The following is a 23,511-nucleotide window of genomic DNA, read 5'->3' on the forward strand; positions in this document are numbered from 1 at the left end:
CCTCAGGTTACTTTTGCCGATGCCCGCCCGGAGAGGAGAAAAAGAACGCCTGCGGCTGACCGGCGGTACAGGGAATAGGGGAAAGATAGCCAGCTTTCGGGTGATAAAACGATGAAAAAGAACTCATATTGTTTCACTGATAAAAATCATCGGCTTATCATTTATTTTACCGCCGGTGTGATGGCGGGGAGGGGCATATGGAGGCAGGGAAACCGTGCGTCAGCAGAGCGGATAAAGGCGCTCGCCGTGGGTGAAAAAGAGGGGAACAGGCGTCGCGGCTTCGCGAAATATCATGCTCTCATTCACACTGATGGCTATAACAGTTATGCGGTGAATATCCTTTAACTGCTATGCAGGCTATAACAGTCAGTGTGCTACGCTATGCGTCGCACTGCTCCTCCATTCCTAACAATCCCATGAGGGTGACACGATGGACGCCATCAAGACCATCCTGGTCAGAGAGATCCAACAGATTAACCAACAGGAACGCCGCGACGGCAAGGCGCGTTTCAATACGGAATTCTTTACCAAGCACCCCTGGCTCTGTCTGGCGATGCTGGCCGGTTATGTGGCGGTGGGCATCGTGATGTACTGCTCTCCCTATATGGGGCTGGGATGGTTTGCCGGTTTCACCGCGTTTCTGGTGCTGGTCTCCGGCGGCCTGCTGATGGACATCAAACCGGTCTACCGCTATGAGGATATCGGCGTGCTGGATCTGCGGGTCTGTTACAACGGCGAATGGTATTTCAGCCGGGAAGTGCCGGTGAAGGCAGTAGACGAGATCCTGGCGCACCCGCAGGTGGACAGCCGCATCAAAACGCGGATGCGGGAAATCATCCACCACAAAGGCACCATCGATTTCTATGACATCTATGACCTGGCGCGCAAGCAGGCCAGGCAGCCCGCACCTGTGGCCCCTACCGGGCAGCAGCACCCCGCACACTGAGAAACAGGGGATATGCACATTGTGCATATCCCTGGCCGCACCGGATCGGGTAGACTATACCTATTCACGCAATCAATGCGTTGTCCCGATCAGGAGCCGACGTGCACAAGATTAAGCTCACCATCCATCACCTCTATCAGGACCATGCCGACGGCAAACAGGATGCACGTGCCACCGCACGCATCTATGCCGGCGATCGCCTGATCATTACCGAAACCATGTCAGGGCAGGCGCTGCATTACCCGCGTTACCTCAGCGCGGCGGATGACAACGGCCAGCCGTTGCGGGTGGAATGGGACACCGACGGCTGCGCGGCAATGTCCGTCAGCCGCGCCGAGGTCTGCCCATGCTGCGGCGGCGACGAGTGGCATTAATTTAACCGGGACTTACCAGGGAGCCAGTGATGCAAATGCTGCAAAATGAGGCTGATTACCGCCGCTGGATTATGGCGGAACTGTTTATGGTACGGGAGCTGCGGGAAAGTACGCTGTTTGTGGAGCAGGAAATCGAGGATTTTATCTTTGATGCCCGCCCGACGGCTTATCCCTGCATTGCGGTGATGGTGCAGACCAAAGGGGAACCGGCGGTGTGCGAGCCGGAATTTATCTACAAAGAGCAGATCTTTGACTGGGCCCACCAGATGGGCTTCGGCTTCGGCAGCTGACCGGGCCGCCGCCGGAGACGGCGGCAGCCCTGAGGCTTACACGTTCTTGCGGTCGATCTTCTCCTCGCCCCAGAACAGGTGATCGGCATCGGTTTTTTCAAACGCCTTCAGCAGCACTTCATCATTGCCTTCTTCCCAGATTTTCTGTGCCAGGACTTCATCGTCATTCGCCAGCTCAAAAATCGCTTCTGCAATCTCGATCGATGTGTCCCTGACATTGGCCCAGGATTTAACATTATTGATATCGGTCATTCAAACTCTCCCTTATTGCGATCGCCAGGGGTGATCCTCTGGTTGTGGTGATGTTGACCTGTTAACTATGGTACTGACCCGGCGGGTATGCAAATCAGCCGCCGTTAACTGACGGGATTGTGAACAGTTGGCAATCTGTGCGCAATCCGGTACAGGCGGTGGCGTGTCAGGTATACTGCCGTGCTGCAAAACTGTGAGGAGAGTAACCATGAGTGATGATATTTTCGATTTTGACATCGACGCTGAGCTGGAAAAAGCGGCTGAGAAGACCGAAAAAAAAGCCGCTGAACTGCCTGAGGTGGTGGGTGGCGAAGACGAGTGCGAAGGCTGCAAAATCTGACGCTTACCCGACAGGGGTAAATCCAAAAAACCGCTGCGGCGGTTTTTTTGTGCCTGGAGTGAAATGATTAGCTGTTAAAAAATTAACACATTCAATAGAATTCTATTATTTAATGATTGGTATTAATTCATGGTAATAATATTACTGTAGAGATTTTCGGCATTTACGCCGAAGTTTAATTAAAAATGAAAATTTAAATTTTCTTTATTGCTTCACTGTTGCTGTTTTGTTATTTTCAATATCAAGAAAGCAACGGAACGCCTCATTTACGCGGGAATGCGTTAAGAGCCGGGTGAACGGGCAGAAGGTGCCATTTCACCCCTGCCGGAGTCTGTTTTAGCTGAAAGGCCACGCTATGCACCTGTTAACTAACCCGTTTGAATATCGTCATTGGATGATGACGAATTATTTTATGATCGATAATGTCGACGGCACCTCATTATTATCGGATGAGGAACTGGATGAATATCTCTTTGATTTACGGCCATTGGATTATCCTTGCCTGGCGATGATCAGCACCTCAATTAACCAGCCGATGGCGAATGAGGTGGTCTTTATTTATCGTGAACAAATTGCTCAATGGGCGGAAAAAATGGGTGTCAATTAATTTCCGGGGATAAATAATTGTACGGCCAACACCAGGGTGTACAGATAATAACAGCGTTACCCCAGTGATATTTCCAGGCTGCCGGCTTTTTGGGCAGCTTTTTTTATGCGTTTCCGGGGGCGTTTTCAGGGCACCGTTCAGGGATCGGGGGCAGAAAAAAACCAGCCGTCAGGCTGGTTTGATGGACACGCCTTGACGCGTGCCTGTGTGGCGCACGGCCCTTAGCGGGTCTGGGTAGTGGTCGACGTTGAGGTGGCGGTCGAGGTGCCGGTGCTGCCGCTTGGATCGCTGGCTGCGGCAGCGGCGGCGACGCCACCGGACAGCAGGGTCGCATCCGTCGCAGCGGCGGCACCGGTGCCGGTGCCTGCAGCGATCTCAGCGCCGGCGGTGGTGGCGGCAAAGGCTGCCGACGCCCCGGCCAGGTAAAGCGCAATGGCGGCCACGGTCATCACTTTCTTCATAGCTAACTCCTTGTGTTAAAGGGGACATAACATGCCGTAATGCATTTAACAGTCTAACCTTTAGCCAACCTATAAAAAATAAGAAAATGATGAAAATGAATTATAAATTTTGCTTATGTCAATAGGAATATCTTTAATCTGCCGCTGTTTTTTTGCCGGTCAGTCGCGCACCTCAACCAGTACCGGGCAGGGCGCGGTGGCCATAATGTCTGCACAGACTGACCCTTTCAATAACCGGTCAACCAGGCCGCGGTGGCGGTGTCCCATGACAATCACCGACGCCTCTTGCTGCGTCGCCTCGGCCACCAGCGCCTGGGCCGCATCACCGACAATAATCTGCCCGGTCACCTTATCCCCCAATGCATGCAGTTGCCGCATCGCGTCCCGCACGATCCGGGCGGCAGCGTTCTCCTCTTCACAGGCAGGCTGATACAGGGTGACCTCACCGGCCGGGTCACTGCCGCTGTCAACGGCATAGGAGGCATCGACGCAGCAGGTTACGGAAATGCGGGCGCCGGAGGCCGCCGCCAGATCGGCCGCCAGGGCGATTACGCGTGGGGTCTGGCGTGATCCGTCCACGGCCAGCAGAATTTGGGTAAACATAGTGACTCCTTTTGCCGGCATCCGCCGGTCTCAACGGCGATCCAGCCTGCCGATCTCGCCCATTAATGAAGCCCGGCACGCCAGAATGGCCGTGTGCAGGGCCGGGTAATGCCGGTGCAGGCGATCGGTCGGCACCAGCAGGGAAACAGAATAACGCCCGAGCAGCGTGTCAATCGCGACGCCCATTGATGAAATCCCCTCCAGCGTTTCGCCATGCTCCACCGCCACGCCCTGTTGGCGCACCTGCTGCAACGCCCCCAGCAAGGTATCAATGTCGCACACGGTGTCGGCCGTGACCGGCTCAAACGTTTCACCGAGCAAGCGGCGGATTTCGTCATCACTGCTCAGGGCCAGCAGCGCCCGGCCGCCGGAGGTGCTGTAGATCGGCAGATTCAGGCCAAAACGCGGCACCACGCGCAGCTCGCGGTTCGCCACCACCATATGGACAATCGCAATCTGCCGCCCGCTGGGGCGCGCCAGTGTCACTGTCTCGTTGGTTTCATTACATAACGCCTGCAAAAACGGCGTGGCGATGGCGATGATGTCGCTGTGCACCGTGGCCACCAGCCGCAACAGCGTCGGGCCGAGGCGAAAACCGCTGCTGCCGTGGCTGCGCACCATGCCTTCGTCAGCCAGCGCCGCCACAATGCGCTGCACCGTGGAGCGGGGCAGGGCCACCGCCTGGGCAATCGCCCCCAGGCTCATTCCTTCCGGGTGTGCGCCCAGGGCATTCAGGATCGACGCCGCGCGGGAAATCACCTGGATGCCGCCGCTGCGCTCCTCATCGGTGGCATGGCTGTCATGGGTTGTCACACTATGCTTCCTTTTAAGGTAAAAACCGCAGGTATTTAACGGCATTCCGCTGCTGAACTCAATGAGTACCACATTGCAATACACCTAACCGTATTGTAGTATCCGCAGCGTGACCGGCATCACATGATGCTGCCGGCACGTCACCTGCCATTATTCGCCTCTGCTTCCTGCTGTGTCATGACGTATGGCCTGTTGCCCTCACGGCAACCCGGAGCGGCGTGCGTAAAACAAACGAGTTTATTTATGAGTGTAGTCAGTGTGCCGCCGGTGAGCGCCGGCGGCGCTCCCCCCGCTGCCCCCGCGGCGCAGCCCTTTAACGGGCGGCTGGTGGCCGGCCTTATCGGCGTGTTGATTGCCGCCCTCTCATCCGGCCTGAATGACCGGGTGACCGACATCGCCCTGAATGATGTGCGGGGCGCGTTGAGCATCGGCAGTGATGAAGGCTCCTGGCTGATTGGCGGCTATCAGGCGGCAGAAGTGGCCGCGATGATGCTGGCACCCTGGCTGGCCATGACCTTCTCCATGCGCCGTTTTGCGATGTCGATGGTGCTGGGGTTTGGGGTGCTGGGCGCGCTGATCCCGTTTGCGCCCAACCTGCCGGTATTTATCACCCTGCGGGTGATCCAGGGGCTGTTTGGCGGGGCGCTGCCGCCGCTGCTGATGACGGTGGCGCTGCGCTTCCTGCCGCCCGGCTTTAAATTGTATGGGCTGGGGGCGTATGCACTCAGCGCCACCTTTGGCCCAAATATGGCGACCTCGCTGGCCGCGCTGTGGACCGATCATGTCGGCTGGCAGTTCGTTTACTGGCAGGTGATCCCACCGTGTCTGCTGGCTTTCGCCATGATCAGCCACGGCATCCCGCAGGACCCGCTGCGGCTGGAGCGGTTCAGGCAGATTGACGCCTTCGGCATGGTGACCGGCTGCAGCGGGGTGGCGATGCTGGTGCTGGCGCTGCAACAGGGCGAACGGCAGGACTGGCTGGAATCCACGCAGATCTGCGCGCTGCTGTTTGGGGCCGTGGTGCTGCTGACGGCGTTCCTGATCAATGAGTGGTATCACCCGCTGCCGCTGTTCAAATTACAGATGCTGAAACGGCGTAACCTGGCGCATGGCCTGCTGACGCTGGCCGGGCTGATGGTGGTTTACCTCTCCGGTTCGGCACTGCCGTCTAACTACCTGATGTCCGTCAACGGCTTCCGTGCCGCCGAAATGGGGCCGTTGTCGCTGACCATCGGTGTGCCGCAACTGCTGATGGCCCCGCTGGTGGCGGCAGTCTGTAACCTGCGCTGGGTGGACAGCCGCTGGGTGCTGGCGACCGGGCTCGGGCTGCTGGCGTTTGCCTGTTATTGCGGGTCAGAGATTAACAGCGCCTGGGTACAGGATAACTTTTATTGGTTGCAGGCGATGCAGGCCGTGGCCCAGCCGATGGCCGTGATCCCTATCCTGATGAGCGCCACCAGCGTGGTGCAGCCGCCTGAGGGGCCGTTCGCTTCCGCGATGTTCAATACCGTGCGCGGGCTGGGCAGTGTGGCAGGCTCTGCGCTGCTGGAAACCTTTATCAGCCACCGGGAGAAGTTCCATTCCCATGTGCTGCTGGACCACGCCGGGTCGGTGAGCTACCTGCTGTCACAGCCTTATGACGGTAACCGTGCACCACCGGCCCCGTTGAATGCTGACGGCAGTGCCGTTTCGAGCGAAGTGCTGGCGCGCTTCTCCACCCTGGCGAAGCATCAGGCCACCATTCTTGGCCTGAGTGATACCTATTTGATGATCATGGGCGTGGCGCTGGGGCTGATTCTGCTGGCGGCGCTGTTGCCGCAGCGCACCTATCCGCCGCAGTCGCTGGTCAACCGTTGATTGCCGTTATGTCCGCTCTGAGTGAGCCTTAAGAGAAGAGAACCATGTTAGCAACATCTTCAAAACGTATTCCGCTGCTGGTGGCAGTGATCCTGATTGCCCTGCTGGCCGGCTTCGCGGTCTGGCGGATGGCCGGCCATGGCCATGAAACCACCAATGATGCCTACGTCACCGCGGATTACACGCTGGTGGCCCCGCGCATCTCCGGGCATATCGCCGAGGTGCTGGTGGAAGACAACCAGCAGGTCAAGGCCGGGCAACTGCTGGCCCGGATTGATGACCGGGATTACCTCAATGCACTCAATACCGCCCGGGCAACGCTGGAGAGCAAACAGGCACAGCTGAAAAGCCTGGATGCGCAGCTGGTTAAACAGCAACAGGTGATCATCCAGGCGCAGGCCGCGCTGAGTTCCAGTTCAGCCGGGATGAATTACGCGCGTCAGAGTGCAGACCGTTATCGCCGTCTGTTACAGCAAGGTTCCGGCACCGCCGACCAGCGTGATGAGTCAGACGCGACCTACCGCGAGAAAGCCGCTGCGCACCAGAGCAATGTGGCCGCACTGGAAGCCGCCCAACAGGAAGTGGATGTGCTGAAGGCGGAGCGCGCCGAAGCGCTGGCCGCGATTGACGCCGCCACGGCCGACCTTGAGCAGGCAAAACTGAACCTCTCCTATACCCGCATCACCGCCCCGGTGGCCGGGACAGTCGGCCAGCGTTCGCTGCGCGTGGGGGCGTATGTCAGCGCCGGAACCCGCGTGCTGGCGGTGGTGCCGTTGCAGCACGCCTATATTGTGGCGAACTACCTGGAAACCCAGCTGGGCAGCGTGGTGCCGGACCAGCCGGTCAGCCTGCGGGTGGACGCGCTGCCGGATGTGGAGCTGCATGGCCATGTGGAGAGCATTGCACCGGCGACCGGTGCCACCTTCTCACCGATTGCAGCGGATAACGCCACCGGCAACTTCACCAAAGTCGCCCAGCGTCTGGCCGTGAAGATTGTGCTGGAGGGCAACCAGCCGCAGGTACAGCGCCTGAAAGTCGGGATGTCCGTGGTGCCGACCATCGATACCACCCAGCCTTAAGCGCAATTGCGGACGGTCTGATAACAGAACGCCCGCCCCGGTGACCGGGGCGGGCGTTTTGCTGTGGGGAGATCACTGGGAAGAGGGGGCCACCACCGGTTTTTGTGATTTGCCGGAGAACAGGAAACGCAGCAGCGGAATACGTTGATGCACTTCATACAGCAGGAACGCCAGCCCGAAAACAAATATCAGCCCCAGCGCAAACCCCACCAGATTATTCTCAATCCGCGGAGTGACAAAGGCCCCATATATCAGCGTCAGCGGGTGGTGCACCAGATAGATAAATAGCGACGCATTAACCAGATAGGTAATACGCGGCGAGTGGCTGTTGAGCAACCGGTGGCCGAAGGAGAACACCAGATTGACCATCACGATGCCCAGCGTGCCGGTAATCAGCGTGTCAATCTCCGGGGAGAAGTGAGCCGTATCATTGAGATGCTGATTGGCGATATAGGCAGCAAACAGCAGCGGGGCCAGCAGCAGCGCCAGCGGCGAAGGCCGGAGCAGCATGGCCTTCAGCCCTGCATATTTAAACGCCAGTGCCCCCAGAATAAAGAACGGCAGATAAAACAGCGATTCCATCACCACAAAATTAAATACGCTGTTAAATAACAGCTCAGGCGAGGCAATAAGGATCCCGCGCTGAATTACCGCGTAGCCCAGGCTGAACAACAGGAAATAAAATAAGAGTTTTCCTAAGCTCTGAAAATGATTAGCCGGAAAAGGAATACGATTCGTCTGAATTGTTTTCAGTTTGCGGAAAATAGCGAAGCCCAGGCAGGTCAGAATAATTAATGTTAACAAAAACCAGAGATGTGAAACTAATTCCCAGATCGTGACATTTATTTTTTCATACAAGGTAAAGGCCGCCCAGCCCTGAATCCGGTTGGTGAAATTCTTCAGCATCAGGAATTGCGGCAAGGTGATCAGCACCACGGCCGAGAGCATCGGAATCGCCACCCGCTCGAGCCGCACCTTCAGCCAGCGCTGCGGCTCATAGCGCTCATACAGCATATAGGAAAAGTAGCCGGAGATAACGAAGAACACCTGCATACGGAAGGCGTGGATCACGTCATTCAGCACGGTGAGCAGGGCAGAGGAGGTCTGGCTGTTGACCGCCCATTGATGGCTGGAGTAGATCAAAGAAAGATGGAACGGAATGCCGAGCAACATCAAATAGGCCCGGATCGAATCGAGAAAGTATTCCCGTGATACTGTTTTTTTTGTCATAAGTTTCCAGGTTTTTTACTTTTGGTCCTGGCGCTTATTTTAGCGCGTTTCATAAATCCGGGCGATTCGGGTTACTCTCAAAGCGTTTGGCTTAAATCGCGGGAGAAAAACCCTACTATAGCGTCCGGCAATTTTCCATAGCCGTTTAATCTCTCTGTTGCTACCCTTGATCCCGGTCATCTGATTAAACAGTGACCCACAGAGAGGAACCATCCATTTATCATGTTGTCGGATAGCCAAATAATCCTTTAATATGGATTTCGAATGATTTCAGCACTCGAAAGGGGGGGTTGTGCGAGTTAAAAATGTAGCCAAGGGGCCGCGTGTGGCAAAAATTTGCGTGTTGAGTGCCGCTGTAATGATGACGTTAAGCGCAGCACCGGCATGGGCGTTCTCTATTGATGATGTCGCCCAACAAGCTAAGGAGTTGGCAGGTAAGGGATTTGAGGCTCCAAAGAGCAATCTCCCCTCCCAGTTCCGCGAAATGAAATTTGCGGACTACCAGCAGATCCAGTTCAACCATGACAAAGCCTATTGGAACAAGCTGAACACACCGTTCAAGCTGGAGTTCTACCACCAGGGCATGTACTTCGAATACCCGGTCAAAATCAACGAAATCACCGCCAACAAGGCGAGTGAGATCAAATACAGCCCGGACTACTTTAACTTCGGTAACGTCAAGCACGATGCCGACGCCGTGAAAAACCTCGGCTTTGCCGGGTTTAAAGTGCTCTATCCGCTGAATAAAGCGGACAAGAATGACGAAATCATGAGCGTGCTGGGCGCGAGCTACTTCCGCGTCATCGGTAAAGACCAGGTGTACGGCCTCTCTGCCCGCGGCCTGGCAATTGATACCGCACTCGCTTCCGGCGAAGAGTTCCCGCGTTTCCGCGAGTTCTGGATTGAGCGCCCGAACCCGGATGAGAAACACCTGGTTATCTATGCGCTGCTGGACTCCCCGCGCGCCGCCGGTGCCTACCGTTTTGACCTCTACCCAGGGCGTGAAACCACCGTTGACGTGCAGGCTAAAGTCTACCTGCGTGACAAAGTGGGCAAGCTGGGCATCGCCCCGCTGACCAGTATGTTCCTGTTCGGGCCGAACCAGCCTTCGCCGACCATGAACTACCGCCAGGCGCTGCATGACTCAAACGGCCTCTCTATCCATGCCGGCAACGGCGAATGGATCTGGCGCCCGCTGAACAACCCGCGCCATTTGTCCGTCAGCACCTATACCATTGAGAACCCGAAAGGGTTCGGCCTGCTGCAACGCGGCCGTGATTTCGCGCAGTATGAAGATCTGGACGACCGCTATGACCTGCGCCCGAGCGGCTGGGTGGAAACCCGCGGTGACTGGGGCAAAGGCCGGGTCGAGCTGGTGGAGATCCCGACAGCGGATGAAACCAACGACAACATCGTGGCGTACTGGTCACCGGAAAAACTGCCGGATGCCGGCCAGCCGCTGGATCTGAACTACCGCCTGCACTTCACCCGTGAGGAAGAGAAGCTGCATTCGCCGGATCTGGCTTACGTCAAGCAGACCCTGCGTTCCGCGGGCGACGTGAAACAGTCTAACCTGATCCGTGAGCCGGACGGCAGCACCGCGCTGCTGGTGGATTTCGTCGGCCCGGTGCTGAAAGCACTGAAAGACGATACCCCGGTCGCCTCACAGGTCAGTGTGAATGACAATGCGGACATGGTAGAAAACAGCGTCCGTTACAATCCGGTCACCAAAGGCTGGCGTCTCACCTTGCGCGTCAAGGTCAAGGATCCGAAGAAACCGGTCGAGATGCGCGCCGCGCTGGTTAATGGTGACAAACCGTTGAGTGAAACCTGGAGCTATCAGCTGCCTGCCAATGAATAAGTCAACGCCGTTACCCCACGATTATATTGAGGCACTGCCCCTCTCCGACCAGGAGAAGGGCACGCTGACCGGCCGCCTGCCGGCCGGCAGCGAGGTGGCCTTTACCGATCTGCACCACCAGCTGGCGGGGGCAGAGGCTGCCGCCCCGGCGGACGACGCGCCGCTGGCCTCGGTCAAAACCCGGCTGCAACACGCCTGGCCGGGCGTCTCTGCCCAACACGATCTGCTGGGTGAGGATGCAGAAGGGCGCACCACGCTGAAGGCGATGCCGCCTATCCGGCGTTCCAGCATGTTCCCGGAAGCCTGGCGTACCAACCCGCTGGCACGGTTCTGGGACTCCCTGCTGGGCCGCAGCGCCATGCCGAAAGAGCCGATTTCCCAGGAGATGGCGGAATCGGAAAAGCGCTGGCGTGTGGTCGGTTCACTGCGCCGCTACATCCTGCTGTTCCTGATGCTGGTGCAGACCGGCATCGCCACCTGGTACATGAAAACCATCCTGCCTTATCAGGGCTGGGCGCTGATCGACCCGATGGAGATCTTCAACCAGGACCTGATGCAATCGGTGCTGCAACTGCTGCCCTATGTGTTGCAGACCGGCATCCTGGTGCTGTTCGCCATTCTCTTCTGTTGGGTTTCGGCCGGTTTCTGGACCGCGCTGATGGGCTTTTTGCAGTTGCTGATCGGCAAGGATAAATACAGTATCTCTGCCTCCAGCACCGGCACCGAGCCGCTCGACCCGGCCCAGCGTACCGCGCTTATCATGCCTATCTGTAACGAGGACGTGGAACGCGTCTTCGCCGGGCTGCGCGCGACCTATGAGTCGGTCAAACGTACCGGTGACCTCGAGCACTTTGACATCTACGTGCTGAGCGACAGTTACGACCCGGACATCTGCGTGGCAGAACAGAAGGCGTGGCTGGAGCTGTGCAACGAGGTGGATGGCCACGGCAAGATCTTCTATCGCCGCCGCCGCCGCCGGGTGAAACGCAAAAGCGGCAACATCGATGACTGGTGCCGCCGCTGGGGCGGGGATTACAGCTACATGGTGATCCTGGATGCGGACAGCGTAATGAGTGGTGAGTGCCTTACCGGCCTGGTGCGCCTGATGAATGCCAACCCGCACGCCGGGATCATTCAGTCTTCGCCGAAAGCGTCCGGCATGGATACCCTCTATGCGCGCCTGCAACAGTTTGCCACCCGGGTGTACGGGCCGCTGTTTACCGCCGGTCTGCACTTCTGGCAGCTGGGCGAGTCGCACTACTGGGGCCACAACGCCATCATCCGCGTGAAGCCGTTTATTGAGCACTGTGCGCTGGCACCGTTGCCGGGCGAAGGCTCGTTTGCCGGTTCCATCCTTTCCCACGACTTCGTCGAGGCGGCATTGATGCGCCGGGCGGGCTGGGGCGTCTGGATCGCCTATGACCTGCCGGGAAGTTACGAGGAGCTGCCGCCGAACCTGCTGGATGAGCTGAAGCGTGACCGTCGCTGGTGCCACGGTAACCTGATGAACTTCCGCCTGTTCCTGGTGAAAGGCATGCACCCGGTGCACCGTGCGGTGTTCCTGACCGGCGTGATGTCCTACCTGTCGGCACCGCTCTGGTTTATGTTCCTGGCGCTCTCCACGGCCTTGCAGGTGGTGCATACGCTGATGGAGCCGCAATACTTCCTCCAGCCGCGCCAGCTGTTCCCGGTGTGGCCGCAGTGGCGTCCTGAGCTGGCGATTGCGCTGTTCTCCACCACGCTGGTGCTGCTGTTCCTGCCGAAACTGCTCAGTGTGGTGCTGATCTGGGCGAAAGGGGCGAAGGAGTACGGCGGGGCCTTCCGGCTGTTTATTTCCATGCTGATGGAAATGCTGTTCTCGGTGCTGCTGGCACCGGTGCGGATGCTGTTCCACACGGTGTTTGTGGTCAGCGCCTTCCTGGGCTGGGAAGTGGTCTGGAACTCGCCGCAGCGTGATGACGATGACACCCCGTGGGGGGAATCCTTCCGCCGTCATGGTTCGCAGATGCTGCTGGGCCTGGTATGGGCGGGCGGCATGGCCTGGCTGGACCTGCGTTTCCTCTGGTGGCTGGCACCGATTGTCTTCTCCCTGATCCTGTCGCCGATTGTGTCGGTGCTGTCGAGCCGGGCGACCCTGGGCCTGAAAAGCAAGCGTGCGAAGCTGTTCCTGATCCCGGAGGAGTACAACCCGCCGCGTGAACTGGTGGCGACCGACGAGTACCTGTCGCTGAACCGTACGCGGGCGCTGGAAAACGGCTTTATGCATGCCGTGGTCGATCCTTCCTTCAACGCACTGGCCACGGCAATGGCGACCTCACGTCACCATACCCGCGCGGCCATTGAGCACTGGCGCAGTGAGCGCCTGAGCCAGGCGTTGCAGGTCGGCCCGGCCCGGCTGAACAAAGCAGAGCGTCTGCTGCTGCTGAGTGATCCGGTGCTGATGGCGCGGCTGCACAGTGAAGTCTGGAGCCACCCGGAGCACAGCCAGCAGTGGCGCGATTATTATCGCACCCTGCCGCGCAATGAGCTGGCGTTCCCCAACGCGAACTGATGGCCTGAAAGGTCTCATGAAAAGCGGAATGCGTGAGCATTCCGCTTTTTTTATGGTCTGTTACCGGGCGATCGGCACCAAATGCCTAAAATACCCGGTTTAACCTGACTACTATGCACGCCGTCAATACTTACGCTGTTAATAATTATAAGAGTAATACTATGTCTTCTGATTTTTACACCATTCTCCGCGCACTCCGGCACTTTGTGCTGTGTGCTGTGGTTATCGCGCTTTTCTCATCGTTGTTGTTTGTGGATGTCATCTGGCTGCATAACTTTGTCAAAGAGATCTCCATGACCGAGATCGCCCAGGAAGGGCTGCTGGCCGGCACGGCGCTGGTTTTCTTCCTGCTGGCGCGGCGTTATCCGGCATGGCGTTATGGCTTTGTGCTGCTTGGGGGGTTCCTGACCACGATGCTGATCCGTGAACTGGATGCCGTGTTTGATCTTATCAAACATGGCTGCTGGGTCTATGTGGCCGTGGCCGTTACCCTGGCGTGCCTGATCGCGGCGGCTACCCACCTGCGCTCCACCCTGGCCGGGCTGGCCTGTTTTGTCCGTGCGCGCAGCTACGGCATGATGCTCTGCGGCCTGCTCTGTATCCTGCTGTTCTCCCGGCTGATTGGCATGCATGTGATTTGGTCGCATGTGTTGCTGGACGGTTATGACCGTACCGCCAAAAATGTGGTGGAGGAGGGGGTGGAGTTGTTTGGCTATACCCTGTGCTTCCTGGCCAGCCTGCAATTTATGCGCGGGTTGCCGCGCGCCTGACTTTACATACTCTTAACTTTCCCGCTTGCGCCGGGCGTGCGGGTGACATGCTATGCTAAGGCATACAATCTCATAGCCTGCGCACCCCGCGCAGCAGACGACGAAAGGTAAGGGTGTGGTGCAGAGCAAGGTGTTACGAATCATCATGATGGGGGTGCTGGCGGCCACGCTGAGCGGGTGCGGCAGCATCATCAGCCGGACAATGCCGGGGCAGGGGCACGGTAATCAGTACTACCCCGGCGTACAATGGGATCTGCGTGACAGTGCATGGCGCTACGTTACGGTGATTGATGTGCCGCTGTCGATGATCGTGGATACCTTTATGCTGCCGATCGACGCCCGCCACGGCCCCTACGAATAAGCATGCCGGGGGTTACCCGGCTGCAAAGGCCACCATCTGATAGCCGCGGTTGTTGCAGGTAAACCCGGCGATATCCGTCATGCCCAGCCCATCCACATGCGCGGCCAGTGAGTGCGGGTTGCTGTTGTCGATAAACGCAATGCCGCTGTCATAGCGGTCACGGGTAAAGGTTTTCACCCCCTGATAGAGTTGCTTTAACACCCCTTTCCCACGCCAGCCGTGATCCACACACACCGGGCCATACAGGAACAGCCGCTGGGTGGACATCGGTTTATTGCGGAAATAGTGCCGGTTCTTCACCTGCAACAAGGTATCCACCACCGGGGGGCGCGGGGTGAAGTGGGTGGGGGAGAGGCAGACGAAACCAATTACCCGCTCATCCTGCACGGCCACCAGCACGCCCAGTGCCTGGTTGATGCGCGTCAGTTGCGCGTTATCCAGGGCAGACACAATAAACCCCTGGCGACGCTCTGCCGGGCTGAGGTTATCGCGTACGTTGGCGTGCTGTAACGCCAGAATCTGCGGGTAATCCTCTGCCTGGGCGCGCCGCACCCGGACGGCTGCCTCACTCACCGCTCATCCCACTCATCGGCCGCGGTTTTGCCCTCTTCGGTATCCAGCGGCGGGTCGAGCTGGAATTCGCCTTCATCCCACTCATGCAGGGTGTTCTCTTCCAGCCACTCCAGACGCAATTCAGTTTCATCGAAATCGTCTTCATAGATGGCTTGCGCCGCCGCGCCGCTGCGGAACGGCAGGCCCTCTATCGCATCGCCTTCATCCAGGAAAAATTCTGCCTGCCACATAATGTCGCCATCCTGCAGCACATATTTTTGCAGGTTAAACTGCTGCGGCGAAGGGATCTCATCATCCGCGTAGTCATCTGCGAGCGCTTCCAGGTACTCTTCGCGCGCAATTTCAATGGCTTCTTCCAGGGTTGCATACATGCTCATTGTTGGCCTCCTTCAATGACACGGTTGCGCCGTGTCAGCGCAGTAAACAGGGGTACCGGTTAAGTGTTGCCGGTGAGGCGGAGGATGCAAGTTTTTGGCGCAGGGAATACGAATAAAATTTTTTATGCTGCCTGCAACGGGGACATCACTGATCTTACGCTATTTTATCAGGTGAAATTTAATCAATAACATAGGGCGCAGACGCACGGGCAGCACGAACCTTCCGGGGCGCTCGGGATGCGCTGCCGGTTATTTCAGCAAGGCCCGTTTCGGGGCGCGTTGCAGGCACCAGTAAGAGTAAACCGCATTGAACAACACCACACAGGCCGTTACGCCAAACACGGCGCGGAACCCATAACCGGCAGAAACCGCCGCACCCAGCAGCGGGCCGGTAACATTGCCGATATCGCGGAATGACTGGTTATAACTGAACACCCGCCCGGCCACCTGCTGGGTGCTGTTGTAGATAAGCAGCGTCTGCACTGCCGGCAGCAGGGCACCATCCGCCGCGCCGAGCAAAAACCGTAAAATGCCGAGCTGTACCGGGTTCTGCACAAATGCCATCGGGATCAAAATCACCACCGACAGCGCCATCATGGTAATCAGGATGCGTTCCGGGCCGATGCGATCCCCCAGTTTGCCCAGCCGGGGCGCGCTGATCAGGGCTGCCACGCCCGGCACGGAGGCGATCATGCCGCTGATAAAGGCCAGGTTCTGCGTATCGCCGGCCAGTTCGCGCACGTACAGCGTCAGGATAGGCGCAATGGAGCCGGTCGCCACCTGGATGATCAGCGTGGTGACGAACAGGCAGAGCACCAGCTTCGGGTTTTTCAGCGAGGCAAGCACCTGGCGGCCTGTGAGCATCTCTTTCTTCGACACCGGCACAAACTGCTCTTTGATCAGGAACAGCGTGAAGACAAAGCAGACAAACAGCACCAGCGCGGTAATAAAGAACACCGGGCGCAGGCCATAGCGGTCAGCCAGCAACCCGCCAATCAGCGGCCCAATCAGCGCGCCGCTGACCGCGCCGGTAGAGAGGGTGCCGAGCGCCCAGCCGCTTCGGTTGCGCGGCACCTGGGTGGCGATCAGCGCATTGGCATTCGGCACAAAGCCGCCCAGCAGCCCCAGCACCGCCCGCAGTGCCAGCAATTGCCAGATGGTGGTCGCCAGCCCCATCAGCACCATCACCACGGCCATGCCCAGCGCTGAGCGCAGCAGCATCAGTTTGCGCCCTTTGCGGTCAGCCAGGCCGCCCCAGAACGGCGAGGCCACGGCGGAAAACAGAAAGGTGATGCTGAACACCAGCCCCGACCACATATTTACCGCTTCGTGGCCGGTGACGCCGAGCGTTTCGATGTACAGCGGCAGGAAAGGCATAATCAGGCTGAAGGCCACGCCGGTCAGGAAGCAGCCGAGCCAGGCAACCGCCAGGTTGCGTTTCCAGTTAATGGGGAGAGCAGCGGGAAGCGTATTCTGCACAGCGGGGTAATATCCTGCGGTCAGGGGTAAACACCGCACTGCCGCCGGTGTCACCTGAGCAGAAGAGAAAACGCAGGCGCGCCTGGGAGGGCAGAGCATGAAAAGCAGACAGTTAGCGCGTTAAGTATGCGCCGCAACCGCTGTATTATCAACCAGCTGGGCAAAAGGAAAGGGGCAGCGAAAGAGAACAGGGCGTGAAACAAGGGGGGAGATGGCCGGCAGGGCACGGGCACCCACCGGCAGCAGACCGGACAAGCCGCAGTCCGGAAAAATATTACACGCCTTTCAGGCAGGCCAGTTGGGCGTTGGTCAGGGTGACTTCAACGGCAGTGACCTCATAACGGGCAACCGCCTGGAACGGGTCTTCCCCCAGAATACGGTCCAGTTCATCACGCGACACGCCCTGTGCCAGGATGACGCCGCCGTTACGCGGATCTTTGCGGCCGGCGGCCAGGAACGTGCCCTGACGGAAATACTGGTCGAGCCAGGCCAGATGGCCTTCAAGGTGAGTGTCTACGGTGTCCAGAGGCTGGGTGTAGGTCAGGCTGATGATATACATCGCGATCTCCGCTTTAACAGGGAGGGCGGCGCCCTCCGGGGTGAAAGTAACGGGTGTGCCGCCGCCTTAATACAGCGAAGGCTGCCCTTCCGGGCGGGTTTTGAAACGGCGGTGCAGCCACATATATTGGTCAGGGGCCATCATGATCGCCTCTTCGACCACCTGGTTCATGCGCGTGGCCGCGGCCAGTTCACTGTCCAGCGGCATATCCTCGACATCAGGCAGGATCACCAGCTCATAGCCGCGGCCATCCGGCAGGCGGCGCGGCACAAACGGAATAATCGCCGGTTTGGCCATCCGCGCCAGCAGATAGGTGCCGGTGGTGGTGGCGGCGTCCGGCACCGCAAACAGCGGCGCAAACACGCTGGCACGCGGGCCGTAGTCATGATCCGGCGCATACCAGATGATGTCACCCTGCTTCAGGCAGCGGATCATGCCTTTCAGATCTTTGCGGTCCAGCATGGTTTTATTGGAGCGCGTGCGGCCCCAGGTCTGGATCCAGTCCATCAGTTTATTGTCATGCGGGCGATAAACGCCGATACCGGGGTTGTAGAGGCCAAAAATGCGCGCGCCCAGTTCCAGCGTCAGGAAATGGAGGCCGACCAGCAGCACGCCCTGTTTTTTGGCCTTCGCCATGGCAATGTTTTCTTCACCGCTCACGGCAAACCAGCGGTGTACCCGCCAATCCGGCCAGAACCAGGCCATGCCGGTTTCAAACAGCCCCATGCCGACGGATTCAAAGTTTTTGCGCACCAGGACATCCCGTTCGGCGGCCGGCATCTCCGGGAAACAGAGCGCCAGATTACGCTGCGCGATATGCACCCGGCGTTTAAGGAACCGCATTGAGAAGCGGCCCAGGCGGGTACCCAGCCAGTAAATCACCGGATAGGGCAGCAGCACCAGCACATATAACAGGCCGATGCCCAGCCAGGTCAGCCAGTATCGCGGGTGCAAAAGAGAACGGTTAAAGGTAGGAAGGTGCGTCATAATTTCTCTGCTTTATTTTGTTACGACGTAACAATCATGCTCTGGACAATACGTCCCTGTCAGCGCGGCAGAAGCTCCATGCCTAAAGCTGCCGGTGGCGGTTCAGAAACGCAGTATGGCAGGGATGAACCCTATGTATTCAGCCGCTACATTGTTGGCTATTGTGCCATTATTAGCAGCATAGGTGAAAATTCACCGCATAAAAGGTTCATTTTGTTAGAGTCGTGTACAAAACCACGTCAGATTGGGGTGATTTTCAGCATAATGCGGGTCAGCGCAAAGATGGCGGGCCGGGCGGCCCGCCTCGCAGGGGTTACTTATCGTTGAACAACCCTTTCAGCGCATGGGGTTCCGAGCGCTTGTACTGATCGGGCGCGATGGCTTTCTCGCCCAGTTTGGCAGCCGCATGCCACGGCCAGCGTGGGTCATACAGCATCCCGCGCGCCAGGGCCACCAGATCCGCCTGGCCGGTCGCCACGATGGCGTCCGCCTGTTCCGGTTCGGTGATGAGGCCGACCGCGATGACCGGCATCTTCACGTTCTGACGGATTTGATCGGCAAACGGCACCTGATAGTTAGGGCTGATGCTGATTTTCTGCTCCCTGGCGTTCCCACCGCTGGAGACGTGGATGTAGCTGCAACCCAGCTCGTCCAGTGCTTTCGCCAGCGCCACCGACTGTTCGATATCCCAGCCGCCTTCTTCCACCCAGTCTGTGGCTGAAATACGCACGCCGATCGGTTTTTCCGCCGGGAATGCCTCGCGCAGCGCCTGATACACCTCCAGCACCAGCCGCATCCGGTTCTGCAACGAGCCGCCGTACTGGTCGGTACGCTGGTTGGAGAGCGGGGAAAGGAACTGGTGCAACAGGTAGCCATGAGCGGCGTGCAGCTCCAGCAGGTCAAAGCCCAGCCGGTCAGCACGTTTGGCCGCCGCCACATAGGCCTGTTTCAGTTCATCGATGCGCGCCTGCGTCATCGCTTCCGGCGTTTCATCCTGTTCCGGGTTATAGGGGATTGCCGACGGGGCGATGGTTTTCCAGCCGCCCGGCTGGCCGTCAGGAATAGAGCTGCCGCCTTCCCACGGGCGCTTACAGGAGGCTTTGCGCCCGGCATGGCCAAGCTGGATGCCGAGCGGGATCGCGCTGTTTTCGCGGATCGCCTTAACGACGCCGGAAAGCGCCTGTTCAGTGTCGTCGTCCCACAGGCCGAGATCCTGTTGCGTGATGCGGCCCACCGCTTCCACCGCCGTGGCCTCAACAATCAGCAGACCGGCACCGGAAAGCGCTAGATGGCCGAGATGGATGGTGTGCCAGGAGGTGGCTTTGCCGTCATCGGAGGAGTATTGGCACATCGGGGCGATGACGATACGGTTTGGCAGTGTCAAGGAACCCAGGTGAAAAGGGGTAAACAGCTGACTCATGAAGACCTCGCTTGTCAATGAAAGGGAAAGGGGTGCCGTATGGCCGGCGGCCCCCCACCGGAGATACGTGTTTTAATTGTCTCACTCTTAAGGCTTATCCCTTTTCTGCCTGACGTCAACCTGCGGGTCGGCAACAAATTGTTTCCAGTGGAGCCGGGGGCGGAAAAGCCACTATTCATTGGTTATGGTGATGTTTTGGAAAAAACTATCATGTATCATACGCCCCCGTTTACGCCCGCTGCGGCGCAAACGCCGTTTTGTTGAGACTTGATTACCCCCAGGAACGTACACCATGCCAGTGTTACACAACCAAATTTCCAACGAAGAACTGAAGGCACGTATGCTGGCCGAAACCGAGCCGCGTACCACTGTCTCTTTCTACAAATATTTTACCCTTGACGACCCGAAAGCCTTCCGTGACGCCCTGTATCTGGCGTTTAAGGCTGAGCAGGTCTTTGGCCGCGTCTATGTGGCAAAAGAGGGGATTAATGCCCAGATAAGCGTGCCGCAAAGCCGTTTTGAGGCATTCAAACAGGCGCTGTTTGCCAGCCACCCGGCGCTGGATCAGGTGCGCCTGAACATTGCGCTGGAAGATGACGGCAAGTCGTTCTGGGTGCTGCGCATGAAAGTGCGTGAGCGCATTGTGGCTGACGGCATCGAGGATGAAAGCTTCGACCCGTCCCAGGTGGGTGAGTACCTGAAAGCCGATCAGGTCAACCAGATGATTGACGATCCTGATACGCTGTTTGTCGACATGCGCAACCATTATGAGTATGAAGTCGGGCACTTTGAAAACGCGCTTGAGGTGCCGTCAGACACCTTCCGCGAGCAGTTGCCGATGGCAGTCGAAATGCTGCAGGATCAGAAAGACAAAAACATCGTGATGTACTGCACCGGCGGCATCCGTTGTGAAAAGGCCAGCGCCTACATGCTGCACCACGGCTTTAAAAACATCTATCACGTTGAGGGCGGCATCATTGAATACACCCGCCGGGCGCGTGAGCAAGGCCTGCCGCTGAAATTCATCGGCAAAAACTTTGTGTTTGATGAGCGGATGGGGGAGCGCATCTCCGACGATGTGATCGCCCAGTGCCACCAGTGTGGTGAGCCGTGTGACAGCCACACCAACTGTAAAAACGATGGCTGCCACCTGCTGTTTATCCAGTGCCCGCGTTGTGCGGCAGCTTACGAAGGCTGTTGCAGCGCCCTGTGCCAGGAAGAGCTGAAACTGCCGCCGGAAGAGCAACGCGCCCGCCGCGCCGGCCGTGAAAACGGCAATAAGATCTTCAATAAGTCTAAAGGCCTGTTGCGCCCCCGCTTGCAGATCCCGGCGCCAGACAGCGAAGCCTGATGCTGATAGGCGGCGCACGGTAAGAAACACGCAGTAAAAAAGGTCACCTGAGGTGACCTTTTTTTATACATCACACTGCCCGGCCGGCCTTATTTCGGCCGTACCCCTTCCAGCGAGATAATCAGCTGCACATTCTGCGAGGCAGGCCCAAGTTTGGTGTTGATGTTGTAATCCTTCAGCGCAAACTCGCCTTCTGCCTCAAACCCGGCACGGTAGGCGCCCCACGGGTCATCACCCTGGCCCATCAGCTTCGCTTCCAGCGTCAGCGGCTTGGTCACGCCGTTCAGCGTAAAGTTACCGGTGATTTTCAGTTCATCCCCGTCTTTTTCCACCTTGGTGGAGACGAACGTCGCCTGCGGATATTTACCGGTATTCAGGAAATCAGGGCTGCGCAGGTGTTTGTCACGCTCGGCATGGTTGGTATCGAGGCTGTTGGTGTTGATGGTGACGTTGACTTTGTCTGACGCAGGGTTTTGCTCGTCATAGGTAAAGGTGCCGTCAAAATCTTTAAAGCTGCCGTAGATCCAGCTGTAACCTAAGTGTTTGATGCGAAATTGCAGGAAGGCGTGCTGGCCTTCTTTGTCAATTTTATAATCAGCGGCCACCGCACTTCCGGTGCTCAGCAGTAATGAGGCCAGTGTCAGGCCCAGGGCGCGCTTTTTCAGTCGCGGAGTCATCGTCAGCATAGCAATCTCCATGTTACCAGTAGGTGAGTCTTAAGATGAGCGGCGACCCAGCATCCGTTTAAGGGTGACATCGCCGTCGATAAAGTGGTGTTTCAGGGCGGCCAGCGCGTGCAATACCGAGAGCACCACCACGCCCCAGGCCAGCCAGAGGTGCAGGTCACCGGCCAGGTCAGTCTGCGCCGGGCCGAGGGTCACCAGGGCCGGTACGCCAAACCAGCCGAAGACGCTGATGGGCTGGCCTTCTGCGGTGGCAATCAGGTAGCCGGTGACCAGGATGCCGATCAGGCCCGCCAGCAGCAGCAAATGCGCCGTGGTCGCCGCGATGCGGGTGGTTGCGCTGTAGGTACTGAGCGGCAGGGGCGGCGGGGAGACAAACCGCCAGACAATACGGAACAGGATCAGGGCGGCGAGCAGCACCCCGATACTTTTATGCAGCTCCGGCGCCCGGTGATACCAGACGTCGTAATAGCCCAGGGTCACCATCCATAAGCCAAGGGCAAACATGCCGTAAATGACCAGCGCGGCCAGCCAATGGATCAGCACACTGGTATGGCCGAAAGCCTGCGTATCGTTTTTGAAATGCATTTTGAAACCTTTACCGGACGGTAACGAGTTTTTAAAAAATAGACATCTGATTTTACAAAATCAACGGTTATTTTTTATTTGTAATCAATTTGAAATTTCTTTCATAAATTTTGATTTAGTCATGGTTATCTTATTCAGTGGCTTCGGCGAAATAACGTGAATGAGGGATAACGTAAATACCCAGGGCGGGACAGGTATTGTCAATAATTGTCAGGGTTTGTCAGTATAAACGGGCATATCTCAGAACAGCGGCAAATTAATTTCCGCCACGTGAAAAAGGAAAAAGCAAAACAGGATAACGGGGTGAAAAAAAGAGGCAGGTGAGCCGGGGCAGATGCACGGGCGATGCCGGGGGAGACCCGGCAGGCACTCAGGTAAACAAGGGGGAAAGGCACAGAAAGGAGAAATTATAAGGCGTGATGCAATTCGGCTATGATCCTGTCCCGTTCCGGGAAGAAAAAAGGCGGGTAGATGACATGCTTAATAACCGGGTAGAGAAAACAGAATTCCAGCCGGTTACGCACTGCCAGCTTACGGATGGCCTGGCGTTTATGCACATAGACCGTCCGCCCGCAGATGCCCAGTTGCCGCGCAATATCATTGTTCGTCTGTTGCGCCATCCAGAGGGAAATCACCGCTAACTCCTGGCGGCTGTAGAGGTAGCCTCTGCCGTTGCGCTTAAAGAAGGCCGGGGGCTGGCAAACATCACCTATCTGGTGCAGTAAGGGCAGCAGACACTGTTTATTCATCAAAGAGACCCGGCCGGACAGCGTAATAGGTTCGATCGCCGTGGGGTAAGGCGCATCAACATAAATATAAACATGGGCATCACCGCAGGCGAGAAAGAAATCAACGAGCTGGGGAAACTCGCCGCCGCGGCGACAATAATGCGTCATGTTAATCAACACCAGATCCGGATGGAAATCCTCAATCAGCGGCAGCGCGAGGTCAATGGCTGTGGCATGTTCCGTAATGACAGTAGGGTATTTTTCCAAAAAGCAGCAGGTGCCCAATAGGGTAAAGACACAACTGTCAATTATCATGATCCGCATTTGCCGCTCTCCTCGGGGATGGGTTAAATTTCCTTTTTAATAACCGG

Annotated in this window: 27 protein-coding genes; 13 read left to right on the top strand and 14 right to left on the bottom strand. The window is 57.6% G+C overall.

Going from position 1 to position 23,511, the window contains the following annotated elements:
* The first annotated feature begins 111 nt into the window (after positions 1 to 111).
* From JK232_RS13250 to JK232_RS13265, 4 genes are all read left to right on the top strand, one after another.
* Positions 112 to 345 carry a hypothetical protein gene (locus JK232_RS13250; RefSeq protein ID WP_072925548.1) on the top strand — a complete coding sequence of 78 codons (234 nt, stop codon included), beginning with the start codon at positions 112 to 114 and terminating at the stop codon, positions 343 to 345.
* 85 nt (positions 346 to 430) lie between these two features.
* On the top strand, positions 431 to 946 hold the full coding sequence (locus tag JK232_RS13255) for a YlaC family protein (RefSeq protein ID WP_072925545.1): 516 nt from the start codon (positions 431 to 433) through the stop codon (positions 944 to 946).
* Between the two features lie 101 nt (positions 947 to 1,047).
* Positions 1,048 to 1,320, top strand: coding sequence for a hypothetical protein (locus JK232_RS13260; protein WP_072925542.1), 273 nt, complete (start codon positions 1,048 to 1,050; stop codon positions 1,318 to 1,320).
* 29 nt (positions 1,321 to 1,349) lie between these two features.
* Positions 1,350 to 1,610: a hypothetical protein gene (locus tag JK232_RS13265; RefSeq protein WP_072925539.1), complete on the top strand. Its 261-nt coding sequence runs from the start codon at positions 1,350 to 1,352 to the stop codon at positions 1,608 to 1,610.
* A gap of 36 nt (positions 1,611 to 1,646) precedes the next feature.
* Here the strand turns inward: JK232_RS13265 and JK232_RS13270 are convergent, their stop codons facing one another.
* Entirely contained in the window at positions 1,647 to 1,862 is a 216-nt protein-coding gene (locus JK232_RS13270; RefSeq protein WP_072925535.1) for a YccJ family protein, read from the bottom strand.
* Positions 1,863 to 2,070: 208 nt separating this feature from the next.
* Here JK232_RS13270 and JK232_RS22945 point away from each other — a divergent pair, with 208 nt between their 5' ends.
* Entirely contained in the window at positions 2,071 to 2,202 is a 132-nt protein-coding gene (locus tag JK232_RS22945; RefSeq protein WP_276327344.1) for a hypothetical protein, read from the top strand.
* A gap of 412 nt (positions 2,203 to 2,614) precedes the next feature.
* Positions 2,615 to 2,809 (top strand): hypothetical protein, encoded by a 195-nt coding sequence (locus JK232_RS13275; protein WP_139300248.1) that lies wholly within the window; start codon positions 2,615 to 2,617, stop codon positions 2,807 to 2,809.
* Positions 2,810 to 3,030: 221 nt separating this feature from the next.
* Here JK232_RS13275 and JK232_RS13280 read toward each other — a convergent pair whose 3' ends face one another.
* From JK232_RS13280 to JK232_RS13290, 3 genes are all read right to left on the bottom strand, one after another.
* Entirely contained in the window at positions 3,031 to 3,270 is a 240-nt protein-coding gene (locus JK232_RS13280) for a hypothetical protein (protein ID WP_072925530.1), read from the bottom strand.
* A 159-nt stretch (positions 3,271 to 3,429) separates the two neighbouring features.
* Positions 3,430 to 3,873 (bottom strand): universal stress protein, encoded by a 444-nt coding sequence (locus tag JK232_RS13285; protein WP_072925528.1) that lies wholly within the window; start codon positions 3,871 to 3,873, stop codon positions 3,430 to 3,432.
* Positions 3,874 to 3,903: 30 nt separating this feature from the next.
* On the bottom strand, positions 3,904 to 4,686 hold the full coding sequence (locus JK232_RS13290) for an IclR family transcriptional regulator (RefSeq protein ID WP_072925525.1): 783 nt from the start codon (positions 4,684 to 4,686) through the stop codon (positions 3,904 to 3,906).
* Between the two features lie 243 nt (positions 4,687 to 4,929).
* Between JK232_RS13290 and JK232_RS13295 the strand changes: the two genes are divergently transcribed.
* Positions 4,930 to 6,543 carry an MFS transporter gene (locus JK232_RS13295; RefSeq protein WP_101833816.1) on the top strand — a complete coding sequence of 538 codons (1,614 nt, stop codon included), beginning with the start codon at positions 4,930 to 4,932 and terminating at the stop codon, positions 6,541 to 6,543.
* Positions 6,544 to 6,587: 44 nt separating this feature from the next.
* Positions 6,588 to 7,622 (top strand): HlyD family secretion protein, encoded by a 1,035-nt coding sequence (locus JK232_RS13300; RefSeq protein WP_072925519.1) that lies wholly within the window; start codon positions 6,588 to 6,590, stop codon positions 7,620 to 7,622.
* Positions 7,623 to 7,694: 72 nt separating this feature from the next.
* On the opposite strand, the gene mdoC is transcribed toward JK232_RS13300, so the two are convergent.
* On the bottom strand, positions 7,695 to 8,852 hold the full coding sequence (gene mdoC, locus JK232_RS13305; protein ID WP_072925516.1) for a glucans biosynthesis protein MdoC: 1,158 nt from the start codon (positions 8,850 to 8,852) through the stop codon (positions 7,695 to 7,697).
* A gap of 358 nt (positions 8,853 to 9,210) precedes the next feature.
* Between mdoC and JK232_RS13310 the strand changes: the two genes are divergently transcribed.
* From JK232_RS13310 to JK232_RS13325, 4 genes are all read left to right on the top strand, one after another.
* A complete protein-coding gene (locus tag JK232_RS13310; RefSeq protein ID WP_072925512.1) occupies positions 9,211 to 10,713 on the top strand; it encodes a glucan biosynthesis protein G in 1,503 nt (500 codons plus the stop codon).
* Positions 10,706 to 13,264 (top strand): glucans biosynthesis glucosyltransferase MdoH, encoded by a 2,559-nt coding sequence (mdoH, locus tag JK232_RS13315; protein ID WP_072925509.1) that lies wholly within the window; start codon positions 10,706 to 10,708, stop codon positions 13,262 to 13,264. The genes JK232_RS13310 and mdoH overlap by 8 nt, the downstream gene beginning before the upstream one ends.
* A gap of 161 nt (positions 13,265 to 13,425) precedes the next feature.
* Positions 13,426 to 14,034, top strand: coding sequence for a hypothetical protein (locus JK232_RS13320; protein WP_072925506.1), 609 nt, complete (start codon positions 13,426 to 13,428; stop codon positions 14,032 to 14,034).
* 145 nt (positions 14,035 to 14,179) lie between these two features.
* On the top strand, positions 14,180 to 14,395 hold the full coding sequence (locus JK232_RS13325) for a YceK/YidQ family lipoprotein (protein WP_101827965.1): 216 nt from the start codon (positions 14,180 to 14,182) through the stop codon (positions 14,393 to 14,395).
* Between the two features lie 12 nt (positions 14,396 to 14,407).
* On the opposite strand, the gene JK232_RS13330 is transcribed toward JK232_RS13325, so the two are convergent.
* The 6 genes from JK232_RS13330 to JK232_RS13355 all read right to left on the bottom strand — a co-directional run bounded on the left by JK232_RS13330 (position 14,408) and on the right by JK232_RS13355 (position 19,790).
* Positions 14,408 to 14,968, bottom strand: coding sequence for a GNAT family N-acetyltransferase (locus JK232_RS13330; protein ID WP_212589301.1), 561 nt, complete (start codon positions 14,966 to 14,968; stop codon positions 14,408 to 14,410).
* Positions 14,965 to 15,345, bottom strand: coding sequence for a MysB family protein (locus tag JK232_RS13335; protein WP_101814285.1), 381 nt, complete (start codon positions 15,343 to 15,345; stop codon positions 14,965 to 14,967). The genes JK232_RS13330 and JK232_RS13335 overlap by 4 nt, the downstream gene beginning before the upstream one ends.
* 249 nt (positions 15,346 to 15,594) lie before the next feature.
* Positions 15,595 to 16,824: a multidrug efflux MFS transporter MdtG gene (gene mdtG / locus JK232_RS13340; RefSeq protein WP_338086313.1), complete on the bottom strand. Its 1,230-nt coding sequence runs from the start codon at positions 16,822 to 16,824 to the stop codon at positions 15,595 to 15,597.
* A 274-nt stretch (positions 16,825 to 17,098) separates the two neighbouring features.
* Positions 17,099 to 17,383: a YciI family protein gene (locus JK232_RS13345; RefSeq protein WP_072925490.1), complete on the bottom strand. Its 285-nt coding sequence runs from the start codon at positions 17,381 to 17,383 to the stop codon at positions 17,099 to 17,101.
* A gap of 66 nt (positions 17,384 to 17,449) precedes the next feature.
* Positions 17,450 to 18,370: a Kdo(2)-lipid IV(A) acyltransferase gene (locus JK232_RS13350; protein ID WP_072925487.1), complete on the bottom strand. Its 921-nt coding sequence runs from the start codon at positions 18,368 to 18,370 to the stop codon at positions 17,450 to 17,452.
* A 313-nt stretch (positions 18,371 to 18,683) separates the two neighbouring features.
* Positions 18,684 to 19,790 (bottom strand): NADH:flavin oxidoreductase/NADH oxidase, encoded by a 1,107-nt coding sequence (locus tag JK232_RS13355; RefSeq protein WP_072925484.1) that lies wholly within the window; start codon positions 19,788 to 19,790, stop codon positions 18,684 to 18,686.
* Positions 19,791 to 20,082: 292 nt separating this feature from the next.
* Between JK232_RS13355 and trhO the strand changes: the two genes are divergently transcribed.
* Positions 20,083 to 21,141: an oxygen-dependent tRNA uridine(34) hydroxylase TrhO gene (gene trhO / locus JK232_RS13360; RefSeq protein WP_101833814.1), complete on the top strand. Its 1,059-nt coding sequence runs from the start codon at positions 20,083 to 20,085 to the stop codon at positions 21,139 to 21,141.
* Between the two features lie 89 nt (positions 21,142 to 21,230).
* On the opposite strand, the gene JK232_RS13365 is transcribed toward trhO, so the two are convergent.
* From JK232_RS13365 to JK232_RS13375, 3 genes are all read right to left on the bottom strand, one after another.
* On the bottom strand, positions 21,231 to 21,806 hold the full coding sequence (locus JK232_RS13365) for a YceI family protein (RefSeq protein WP_072926838.1): 576 nt from the start codon (positions 21,804 to 21,806) through the stop codon (positions 21,231 to 21,233).
* A 51-nt stretch (positions 21,807 to 21,857) separates the two neighbouring features.
* Complete coding sequence (locus tag JK232_RS13370; RefSeq protein ID WP_212589303.1) at positions 21,858 to 22,412, bottom strand: cytochrome b; 555 nt, start codon at positions 22,410 to 22,412, stop codon at positions 21,858 to 21,860.
* A gap of 407 nt (positions 22,413 to 22,819) precedes the next feature.
* Entirely contained in the window at positions 22,820 to 23,464 is a 645-nt protein-coding gene (locus tag JK232_RS13375; RefSeq protein ID WP_072925472.1) for a response regulator transcription factor, read from the bottom strand.
* Positions 23,465 to 23,511: the final 47 nt, after the last annotated feature.

The sequence above is a fragment of the Nissabacter archeti genome, assembly GCF_018257325.1.
GTDB classification, from domain to species: domain Bacteria; phylum Pseudomonadota; class Gammaproteobacteria; order Enterobacterales; family Enterobacteriaceae; genus Chimaeribacter; species Chimaeribacter arupi.

Excerpts from the sequence above, each read along its gene's own strand:
- JK232_RS13250 (WP_072925548.1), top strand. The coding sequence starts at position 112 with ATGAAAAAGAACTCATATTGTTTCACTGATAAAAATCATCGGCTTATC.
- JK232_RS13255 (WP_072925545.1), top strand. The coding sequence starts at position 431 with ATGGACGCCATCAAGACCATCCTGGTCAGAGAGATCCAACAGATTAAC.
- JK232_RS13265 (WP_072925539.1), top strand. The coding sequence starts at position 1,350 with ATGCAAATGCTGCAAAATGAGGCTGATTACCGCCGCTGGATTATGGCG.
- JK232_RS13270 (WP_072925535.1), bottom strand. The coding sequence starts at position 1,862 with ATGACCGATATCAATAATGTTAAATCCTGGGCCAATGTCAGGGACACA.
- JK232_RS22945 (WP_276327344.1), top strand. The coding sequence starts at position 2,071 with ATGAGTGATGATATTTTCGATTTTGACATCGACGCTGAGCTGGAAAAA.
- JK232_RS13275 (WP_139300248.1), top strand. The coding sequence starts at position 2,615 with ATGATCGATAATGTCGACGGCACCTCATTATTATCGGATGAGGAACTG.
- JK232_RS13280 (WP_072925530.1), bottom strand. The coding sequence starts at position 3,270 with ATGAAGAAAGTGATGACCGTGGCCGCCATTGCGCTTTACCTGGCCGGG.
- JK232_RS13285 (WP_072925528.1), bottom strand. The coding sequence starts at position 3,873 with ATGTTTACCCAAATTCTGCTGGCCGTGGACGGATCACGCCAGACCCCA.
- JK232_RS13295 (WP_101833816.1), top strand. The coding sequence starts at position 4,930 with ATGAGTGTAGTCAGTGTGCCGCCGGTGAGCGCCGGCGGCGCTCCCCCC.
- JK232_RS13300 (WP_072925519.1), top strand. The coding sequence starts at position 6,588 with ATGTTAGCAACATCTTCAAAACGTATTCCGCTGCTGGTGGCAGTGATC.
- mdoC (WP_072925516.1), bottom strand. The coding sequence starts at position 8,852 with ATGACAAAAAAAACAGTATCACGGGAATACTTTCTCGATTCGATCCGG.
- JK232_RS13310 (WP_072925512.1), top strand. The coding sequence starts at position 9,211 with ATGATGACGTTAAGCGCAGCACCGGCATGGGCGTTCTCTATTGATGAT.
- mdoH (WP_072925509.1), top strand. The coding sequence starts at position 10,706 with ATGAATAAGTCAACGCCGTTACCCCACGATTATATTGAGGCACTGCCC.
- JK232_RS13320 (WP_072925506.1), top strand. The coding sequence starts at position 13,426 with ATGTCTTCTGATTTTTACACCATTCTCCGCGCACTCCGGCACTTTGTG.
- JK232_RS13325 (WP_101827965.1), top strand. The coding sequence starts at position 14,180 with ATGATGGGGGTGCTGGCGGCCACGCTGAGCGGGTGCGGCAGCATCATC.
- JK232_RS13335 (WP_101814285.1), bottom strand. The coding sequence starts at position 15,345 with ATGAGCATGTATGCAACCCTGGAAGAAGCCATTGAAATTGCGCGCGAA.
- JK232_RS13345 (WP_072925490.1), bottom strand. The coding sequence starts at position 17,383 with ATGTATATCATCAGCCTGACCTACACCCAGCCTCTGGACACCGTAGAC.
- JK232_RS13350 (WP_072925487.1), bottom strand. The coding sequence starts at position 18,370 with ATGACGCACCTTCCTACCTTTAACCGTTCTCTTTTGCACCCGCGATAC.
- JK232_RS13355 (WP_072925484.1), bottom strand. The coding sequence starts at position 19,790 with ATGAGTCAGCTGTTTACCCCTTTTCACCTGGGTTCCTTGACACTGCCA.
- trhO (WP_101833814.1), top strand. The coding sequence starts at position 20,083 with ATGCCAGTGTTACACAACCAAATTTCCAACGAAGAACTGAAGGCACGT.
- JK232_RS13370 (WP_212589303.1), bottom strand. The coding sequence starts at position 22,412 with ATGCATTTCAAAAACGATACGCAGGCTTTCGGCCATACCAGTGTGCTG.
- JK232_RS13375 (WP_072925472.1), bottom strand. The coding sequence starts at position 23,464 with ATGCGGATCATGATAATTGACAGTTGTGTCTTTACCCTATTGGGCACC.